General features: G+C 66.5%; 7 protein-coding genes and 1 pseudogene. 1 reads left to right on the top strand and 7 read right to left on the bottom strand.

Going from position 1 to position 8301, the window contains the following annotated elements; all coding sequences use genetic code 11:
- The 7 genes and pseudogenes from DSP71_RS22780 to DSP71_RS19945 all read right to left on the bottom strand — a co-directional run.
- Positions 1–292, bottom strand: a pseudogene (locus DSP71_RS22780) (hypothetical protein); the annotation flags it as partial.
- Positions 293–294: 2 nt separating this feature from the next.
- The gene (locus DSP71_RS19970; protein ID WP_181800793.1) at positions 295–1029 is read right to left on the bottom strand and encodes a DUF2637 domain-containing protein; all 735 of its coding nucleotides are present in this window, start codon (positions 1027–1029) and stop codon (positions 295–297) included.
- Positions 1026–1862, bottom strand: a complete 837-nt coding sequence (locus DSP71_RS19965) for a bifunctional DNA primase/polymerase (protein ID WP_396652070.1) — start codon at positions 1860–1862, stop codon at positions 1026–1028. The genes DSP71_RS19970 and DSP71_RS19965 overlap by 4 nt, the downstream gene beginning before the upstream one ends.
- Positions 1863–2233: 371 nt before the next feature.
- On the bottom strand, positions 2234–2953 hold the full coding sequence (locus DSP71_RS19960) for a helix-turn-helix transcriptional regulator (protein WP_147251418.1): 720 nt from the start codon (positions 2951–2953) through the stop codon (positions 2234–2236).
- A 504-nt stretch (positions 2954–3457) separates the two neighbouring features.
- A complete protein-coding gene (locus DSP71_RS19955) occupies positions 3458–4387 on the bottom strand; it encodes a cytochrome c oxidase assembly protein (protein WP_036289335.1) in 930 nt (309 codons plus the stop codon).
- Positions 4384–5430, bottom strand: a complete 1047-nt coding sequence (locus DSP71_RS19950) for an NAD(P)-binding domain-containing protein (protein ID WP_081768038.1) — start codon at positions 5428–5430, stop codon at positions 4384–4386. The genes DSP71_RS19955 and DSP71_RS19950 overlap by 4 nt, the downstream gene beginning before the upstream one ends.
- Positions 5431–5699: 269 nt before the next feature.
- On the bottom strand, positions 5700–7319 hold the full coding sequence (locus DSP71_RS19945; RefSeq protein ID WP_081768039.1) for a gamma-glutamyltransferase: 1620 nt from the start codon (positions 7317–7319) through the stop codon (positions 5700–5702).
- Between the two features lie 69 nt (positions 7320–7388).
- On the opposite strand from DSP71_RS19945, the gene DSP71_RS19940 reads away from it, so the two are divergent.
- Positions 7389–8301 (top strand): heparan-alpha-glucosaminide N-acetyltransferase domain-containing protein (locus tag DSP71_RS19940; protein ID WP_113681881.1); only part of this gene is annotated, 913 nt, incomplete at its 3' end.

The raw sequence follows: 8301 nt of genomic DNA, 5'->3' as shown, positions 1-8301 counted from the left end.
CCCACTCCACCCCGCGAGCACGCACGTGCGGGTCGAGAGCTCGCTCCGGAGAAGAGCCCCCGGCGACCTTCGCCGCCTCGATCGCTTCTGGCGTCTGCGACCGATCTACGATCTCGTCCTGCGCGATCTCGTCTGGCGTCGCCACCAAGGCGTCGTCTGGCTGCTTGTACGCCTCGGGGGTGGGAGCTGTCGGATCGGACTCCCGAGCTTCCGATCCGGATAGGCCCGGTCGCTCGTGCGCCTCCAGGAAACGGTCGGGCCCGTCAGGCTCATGCACATCGTGGTCGTTCATCGCTACTGCTCCTTCGTGTTGTCGTTCGTGCTCGTGGGTGAGTCGGGGCCATCGGCCAGGTGCCCAGCGGCGAACCACCGGCCGACCGTCGACGCATGCACTCCGAGCTCACGGGCGATCCGCTTGTTAGACCAGCGCGCCTCCCGGAACGCGGCCGCCTGCATCCGCCGATCGCCGCTCGGTCTCTCATCAGGAGCCGCCCGCGCGACATCGCTTTCCGATGTTCGGGCGCGTACCGCCAGCGGAGTCAGATGCTGCGCTGGCGGTGCGTGGTCGTCTCGCGCGGGCGCGACCTTCTCACCGAGCCTTTGAAGTTCCCGTCGTGCTGGGCCGGTGGTCGGTCGGGTGAGCACGACCGTCAGGTGCGTGATCGCCAGCAGCACCACGGGAGGCACGGCGGCGACAGCGGCGGCCAGCACTCCGGGCACGTCGGCGTCCGCGGCGACGACGGCGTGGATCGCGTTGGCAGTCACCGAGACGAGCGCGCCGCCGATCAACAGCGTCCACGGGTACCACGCCGAGCGCTGCCCGCCGAGAGCGACGACGGCGACGGTCGCGACGACGATGATCCCGTCGACAATGAGCGGCCAGGCCCATGACTGCCCGGCGCCGATTCCGGAGCGTGCTGCGAGGTCCGCGAGAGCGGTGAAACTCAACCAGAACGCGCCGGCGGCGATGAACACCGTCCCGACCGCCGCGGTCAGCACCGCCCACCGGCGATCCATCCCGGCGATCATGACAGCCCTCCGAATGCGGGTGCTGGAGCGGCAGGGGCCGGAGCGCGAGCGAAGGAGCCGCCGGGGCGATCCGGCGTCCGCTCCCTGGCCGAGGGATGCGCAGCACGGTAGGCGGAGCGGACGGTCGTGACAATCTCCCGTTCCGCAAGACCTGCATGACCCGCTGCGGCACCCAGAAGGTCAAGAGCTTCCACGGGGTTCACACCGTTCTCCGCAAGGCGGCAGGCAGCCCAGAACAGGCCGCGATTGCGTTCGCCTTCCTGACGGTTCGCGACCCACGCCGCAAGCCGCGACACGTCGGATGCGGCGCCGCTCATCGCCGCGTTCCGAGGTAGCGAGCGAGGTTGCGGGCGCGGGTCGAGGAAGCCCCGCACCCCCGCCGCGTCCACCGGCGCGCTCGGACCAGACCCCAACTGCTGCAGGCGGTAGCCGGCCCTTGCCCCGTTGACGAGAACACTCGACGGCGGCAGCACAATGTATCCGCCGTCCCCGCGGAAGTCGACGGCGGCGCGTGCCGCCTGCCAGGAGCGCTGCTGCTGGCCCGGCACCGCCGGGTAGTAGGCGTGCGTGCCGCCCGACGGCGTGGCCACGAGGAACATCCACCCGTCGACCAAGCCCGCCTGCTGCGCGCGACGCATCGAACCGTAGCCGTTCACGGGCCCATGCACGTCGACGTCGACCACGACGACCCCGGAGACTTCGCCGGTGGGCATGCCGATGTTCGCACCGGGCCGCGCCCGCCACCACACATCGACCTGACGTGCCTCAGTAGTCGCATCGTGGAACCCGTTCTCCGTCACCGGGCGCTTTCCGCCCGGTGCGCACGGGAACACTGGCACCCCAGCGGCGGCGAACTCGCGAGCAGCGACGGCGGGATGCCAGGCTGGTGAGACACGCGTCATCACCTCCGCGAACCCATCACGGGGTTCGCGAGCGTCGTTCCTCGTCTCCTCGGTAGCCACCCGCTCCTCCTCCCGGCAGGCCACCGCAGGAAGCGGTTGCCCTTGCGACCATGAGGTGCGCCGGGAGGGTCAGCGGAGCGAGGACGGACGAAAGATGGTGTGACGACCGTCAGGCTCCACAACGAACCCGACGTGTCTGGCCCGGTCTACTGGCCCGGCAGCAGATACGTCGAGAGGCAGAAGACGAAAACGGGTCATGCGTGAAGAAAGACGGTTCACACAGCGAGTGACGATGCCGGGACTCAGCCTACGGACTCGTCCTCGATGACCCTCCGAGCGCAAAGTTCCTCGAGGGACGGGTGCGGGGTGAGGCGGTACTGCGTCGGGGTGACCCCGAAGCGGCGCTGGAACCAGTTCGACGCTACACGCGGATCGCGCCATCCGGAGGCAGCCGCGGCGCGGCCCACGGACAGATCGGTCTCCTCGATCAGCCGGGTGAACTCGGTCAGCCGGATCTCCGTGAGGAACCGCATCGGCGGCGCCCCGGTGTGCAGCAGAAACATGCGTGTGAGGTGCGTGCGCGAGAGCGAAGCTTCGCGAGCGAGAGCTCCGACCGTCCACGGCTCGGCCATCCGTGTACGGAGCATGCGTACCGTGTCGCCGATATGGCCGATCACCGCCGGGTCGGTCAGGCGCCCGTCAATCGGTCTCCACGGAGGTTGCGTATCACGTTGGCCATTCTCCGCCGAGAGGAACGTCGGCAGCACCATCCCCACCCAGCGGGCGAGCAGCTCAACCGTGCGAGTAGCGACGACTTCTGGCGGATGAGACCCGTCAGACAGGATGCTCATCTGTCGCCACAGCGGTTCGATCTGCCTCAGCGCCTCCACGCCGGGTTCGATCAGCAGCGGTATGCCGCCCCACTCATGCGGGTGGATGCCCGCGAGGACCCGTGAGCGATCCGGGAAGAACCACGACATCTGCGAGAGCCAGAACTCATCATCAGCGTATACCGCCCACATTCGCACAGACGGGGCCGGCCTAATCTGGCACCAGCGTCCCGAGCCGAGAGCGAACGACGTGCCGGGCCGTAGCGTAAAGACGCCGTCGGCCGTCGCGATCTCGCACGTGCCCTCGAGCACGTTCAGAATCTTCGTCTGCCGGAAGATCGCCCGGCTGGACGGAAGAGTCCTCGCAACCTCGACCGCCACAGCTCCAGCGCCACTGCGTCGCGCGGGCGGGAACGAGAGTTGTTCGTGAGCAGTCGGCGCTGCTGAAAGTTGACTCCCGCTCCCACACCGGCCGACTCCCTGGCGTGCTATCGCTCACTCCCGCGAAGCACGACACGATCGAAGACATGGCAGCCAAGCACGGTGCCGATCAGCCCTGGGAAACGGGAAGCTGTCGCACACGGCAGCGGGGCCGTACTCGCGGAGCTACGAGAAGCAACTGCGTGGTGCCGCGCCGACGAAGCCTCTTGCAAGCGAGACAGCAGCTCTGGACGAGCGCGACGCGGCCGGTTGCGTTCACCGGTCGTGCTGGCTAAGGGTGGCGAGGTAGGCGTTGTATTCCTCCCTTTCTGCGTCATCTTGATCTCGTCGGCGATCAGCGAGTGTGAGGTCACGGGAGCGCCAGCGGGATAGTGTGACAATGAGGACGATCAGCAGGGGTAGCTCGGCATATGTCCATGCCAGGGTCCCCGCGATCGCCTGATCGCGAAGCGGGTCGATTGGCCACCCGATCGTGGGATTGGTGAAGGCCACGAACAGTGGTGTACTGCTCAGGAGAAGGATCAGTCCAAAGACGGCGTGGATCTGGATCTCGGCAATTACGTCGATGAGGCGGGCGGCGTAGGACGGGGTGCGGGGCAGTGGGTCGGAGGACCAGAGCGGGACGGCGGCGATGGTCCCGCTGATGAGGAACGTGAGCAGCAGGAGCTCGTGTCCGGCAGGGAGGCGGATGATGACACTGACCAGGTCGGTCAGGTACAGCCCGAGGTAGAGCGCGGCGGCGACGAGGATCGCGACGACGGGGTGCAGAACGGCTCGGGCTAAGCGCGAGCGCAGACCGGCATGCGCAACACGCAGCGCGAACACGCCGAGGCCGCGGTGCGGTGTAGCCCGCAGGAGTAGTCGACCAGGTGAGCCGACGATCAGCAGTGGGGTGACGACGGTCATCAAGGTGATCTGTTGGAACACCAGTGCGGCGACCGACAGACTTCCGTAGGTGTTCAGACCGAGGCCGCCGGTTAGGAAGAGGAGGACACAACCAAGCAGGAAGGAGATGGTCCGCAAGATGGACCATCGACGGCGCTGGGACCAGAGGCGCATTGCTCCCCAGACATAGAGCGCGGCCAGCAGGACGGCGATCGGCGCAAGAAGCGACGCACTGCTCGGTGCGAGGGCGAGCAGATTCTCGACAGTCGGAGGCGCAGTGCCGGAGAGCGTTGTCGTCATGGTCGGTCGAGGATGCTGCGGGCGATGAGCAGTGCATCCCGGTGTATGCCGTGGATGGTGTCGCTGCCGGGGCGGCTGAATCGGGGCATTCCGGCAACGGTTAGGCCTGGGATCGTTGTCTGGGTAGGGTGGTGGCCTGTCGGATGGGCGTGGTCGGGAAGCCAGTCGTCACCGGGGAGATAGCCCGTGGCGGCAATGACGGATGTCGGCCTGAGGGTGGAACCGTCGGCCAGAGATACGGTCGGTCCGTGGGCGCTGGTGACGGCTGAGCTGATAGCTATTCCGTCGCGTCTGAGCGACTGGTAACTGTCGGTGTAAAGCGGCTCCGGTTGACGCTTGCCCTCGATCAGGTGTCTGTATCTGCCACTGCTATGGGGAAAGAACGCGAGGGCGTGCCGGCGCCGGGGGGTGCGAACCGACAGCGTCACGGTGTGAGAGTCGTTCAGCTCCCTCGCCAGTTGCACACCGGTATTCCCGCCGCCGACGATCAGCACATCGCCGGGCGGGAGTTGCTTCGGGTCGTGATAGTCGCTGCTGTGTAACGCCATTCCGGGAACGTCCAGGCCGGAGAACCATTGTGGACGTCGGGGGCGAGAGGCAGCGCCGGTCGCGCAGACCACATTTCGGGTTTGCACGTCACCGACCGACGTCGAAAGTACGAGGGTCGTCTCTTCTGCGCCGCGTCGCTCCACTCCGATGGCGCGGGTCCTCCACAACGGCTTCACTCCTATGCGAGCAGCGGTATCGGCGAGATAGCGGGACATTTCATTCGCCGTCAGGTGGCGGCGCTGATTTCCTACCGTTGGATAGCCGACCAGAGTGCTGTGGCGTGCGTCGCTGAGCAACACCATCGAGTGCCACCTGTTCGCCCAACTCGTCTCTCCGGAGCTCGCGTCGATGATGACGAACTCGTGTTGTGGGGTAAGCCCGCCTTCCACCAAAGCGGCTGCGACGGCGAGGCCTGATTGTCCCGCGCCGACGATAATCGCTCGCCGACGGCCCATGCCCAGCGGGAGCTTCTTGATCGCTCTCCTACTGGTCATTTTCGGAGTATCCGATTCCAGGCTCGCCGAACGGCGGCTTTCATGTCGTCCCACTCGTCTCGAAACGTCGGGAGCGGTTCTCCTTCGCGGCGTTCTGGCGCTCCCAGCCCGATGAGCACAATAATCACCACGAGTGCGATCAGTTGCGCGACGCTGGTTATCCACACGGGATCGTTCCTGCCGCGACGGGAGGGACACGAGCTGACTCAACCCCACGGGTCGGGATGTTCGACGCAACGACGGACAGTTGGTTCATGGGTGGTTCGTATCTATCCGGAGCCTGTGTAGCTGACACCTGCCGCACGCCGTGGGTCGGCGAAGCCGGTCACGGACCGGGTTTGCCAGTCGATCTCGAGAGCCTGTACCGATCCGAACACGGGCGGGTAGCCAGACACCTCCACGGTGTAGCCGCGACCACGGAGCTCGGCGGCGACACTGTCGGACTCGAGGCGAAGGACGTCGTTGGTGAGCAATTGGAATCGTGGGGCGAGGACGGCTTCTTCGACACTCGCATCGTGCATGGCCCACAGGGCGATGACGGTGGCAAGAGTGCTGGGGATCTGTCGCCCACCGGGAAGACCTACTACCAGTACCGGCGGGCCGGTGGCATCGAGGACGAGGCTCGGCGCCGACCAGCTAACCGATCGTGCGCCGGGCCGGACGACGTTCAGCCCGGCAGTACCGATGTCATTGAACCGTTTGAGGGAGTTGTTGAAGAAGAACCCGGCGACGTACTGTTTCGAGCCCCAGAAGTCGGTGACGGTGTTCGTCATGGACACGGTCAGCCCGTTCTCATCGACGACCGAGATGTGCGTCGTGTTCCCGTCGACATCTTCACCCTCCGCTGTCCCAGCCGCGCCCGCGGAGGCCGCCAGGGCGGCGTTGGCCTCCGGGTCGGTGAGCTCGTCAACGGGGACGTCAACGAAGTTCGGGTCGCCGAAGAGCGTCTGAATCGAGTTGTTGGCGATCCGCCAGGCGCGAGTCTGGATGTCGATGAAATCTGCCGACCCGGGAGCTGCCCCGGCGATTCCGAGGGCTTCTTCGATCTGCAGCTGCTGTATCACCGCGGCGCCCGGCAACGCCGGTGCCGCCGAGACGACGGTGTAGTCCCCGAACGTCCCGGCTGGCGGGTCGGACCATTGCACCTCGTAGGCGGCGAGAGATTCGGCGTCGATCCCGGGCACGTCGGCCAGACGCGGAACCAGCGATCCGGTGTAGAACGCGTCCGCGCCCTCCGTGGCGATCGTGCTGAGCGTCTCGGCGAGCGTGCTCTGCACGAATGTCGCGTCGGCGAGCAGCCTTCGGCCGTCAGCGTCATAGAACGGCGGTACGTCCGCCGCGCCACCAGGGAGGTACTGGAGTTGCCCGGCCAGATATGAGGAGAGGGGGGCGCCGTCTCGTGCGAGCGCGATCGCCGGTTCGAGTAGCGTTTCCCAGGGCAGCGTCCCGTAACGCTCGTGCAGGGCCGCCATTCCGGCGACGAACCCAGGGATCCCCGCTCCCGAGGACGGCACCGAGCCAGCGGTGTTCACCTCGTCGCGGTAGTCCACGTAGTCGAGATCGTCGCTATCGGCGATGATGGCCGAGCCGCCGCCGCCGATACTGGACGCGTCCGGCTGCAGTACCGTGTCGGCGAAGGCCGCGGCAATCGCGGCGTCGACCGCGTTGCCGCCTTGGCGGAGGACAGCTGTGCCGGCTTCGGCGGAGAGCGGATGCCCTGCCGCCACCGCGCCTTGGGCGAGCGGAGGAAGCGTCGGCGTGGGGGAGGGCGTCGAGCTACTGAGGGGTGACCGTGTCGGGGTCGGCTCGGTGGGCGTGCAGCCGGCAAGCATCGCCGTCACGAGGACGAGGGCGGCCAGAACGGCCGGCCGGGTGGCGAGGCGGGGCATCTACCGATGCTAACAAACAATCTGCGTAGCTCAGGAGATGCGTAGGTGTGCAGGTTACGATCCGTAGTGATGGGAACCATTACCGCTGCCTCTGCGTCGAAACGGCTCTTCGCGATCGACGCTGCCCGCGGTCTCGCACTGATCGGCATGATCATCGTCAACGTCGGGCCTGTCGCGAACGAGAGCGTGTTTCAACGGTTGTGGTTTCTGCCCTACGGCCGGGCATCGGTGCTGTTCGTCCTCATTGCGGGCGTATCGATGAGCCTGTTCCTGCGCGCCGACCACGGGCGCCGACGGATCATCGTCGTCCTCTGGCGTGCAGCAATCCTGATTGTCGGCGGTCTTCTGCTCGGTTTACTCCCGCACGGGGTCAACGTCATCCTCCCTCTATACGGCGGGCTGTTCCTTGTGGCCCTCCTCTTATACCGGCTTCCGACCAGCGTGCTGATCGGACTCATCACCGTGTTCATGATCGTCGGTCCGCTCATTTTTGTCGGGGAATCCCTCGATCACACCGGCGAACCCCGTCCGGAGCTGGCATGGTCCGGCGACATTCCCGGCCCGCTGCACACGCTGTTCCTGTCGCGTCCGTACCCTCTGGTCGTGTGGATCATCCCGTTCGTGTTCGGGATGATGCTGGGCCGCATGGACCTGCGCGAGCGGCGGGTCCAGAAGGCGATGATCATCACGGGCGGCATCGCCGGCGTCGGCGCCCTGGCCGCAGCCGAGCTGTTCCCCCTCCTTCTCGGTGAACCCGAGCGCGGCTACGGCCTGCTGTTGACGGGGGTGCCCCACGGGCAGATGCCGTTGTGGGTGATCAGCAGCGTGGGCAGCGCGATCTTCGTCACCGGACTCCTGTTGCGGTTCTGGAGTCATCTGTCTCGCTTCGCGACACCAGTGGTCCTCGCCGGACAGATGGCGCTGACGTTCTACGTCGGCCACCTGTTCCTGCTCGCGGCGCTGCGACCCGAGGACGGATTCA

The sequence above is a fragment of the Microbacterium sp. H6 genome (genome assembly GCF_003314775.1).
Classification (GTDB): domain Bacteria; phylum Actinomycetota; class Actinomycetes; order Actinomycetales; family Microbacteriaceae; genus Microbacterium; species Microbacterium oxydans.
This window is presented reverse-complemented; position numbering and strand designations above follow the sequence as displayed.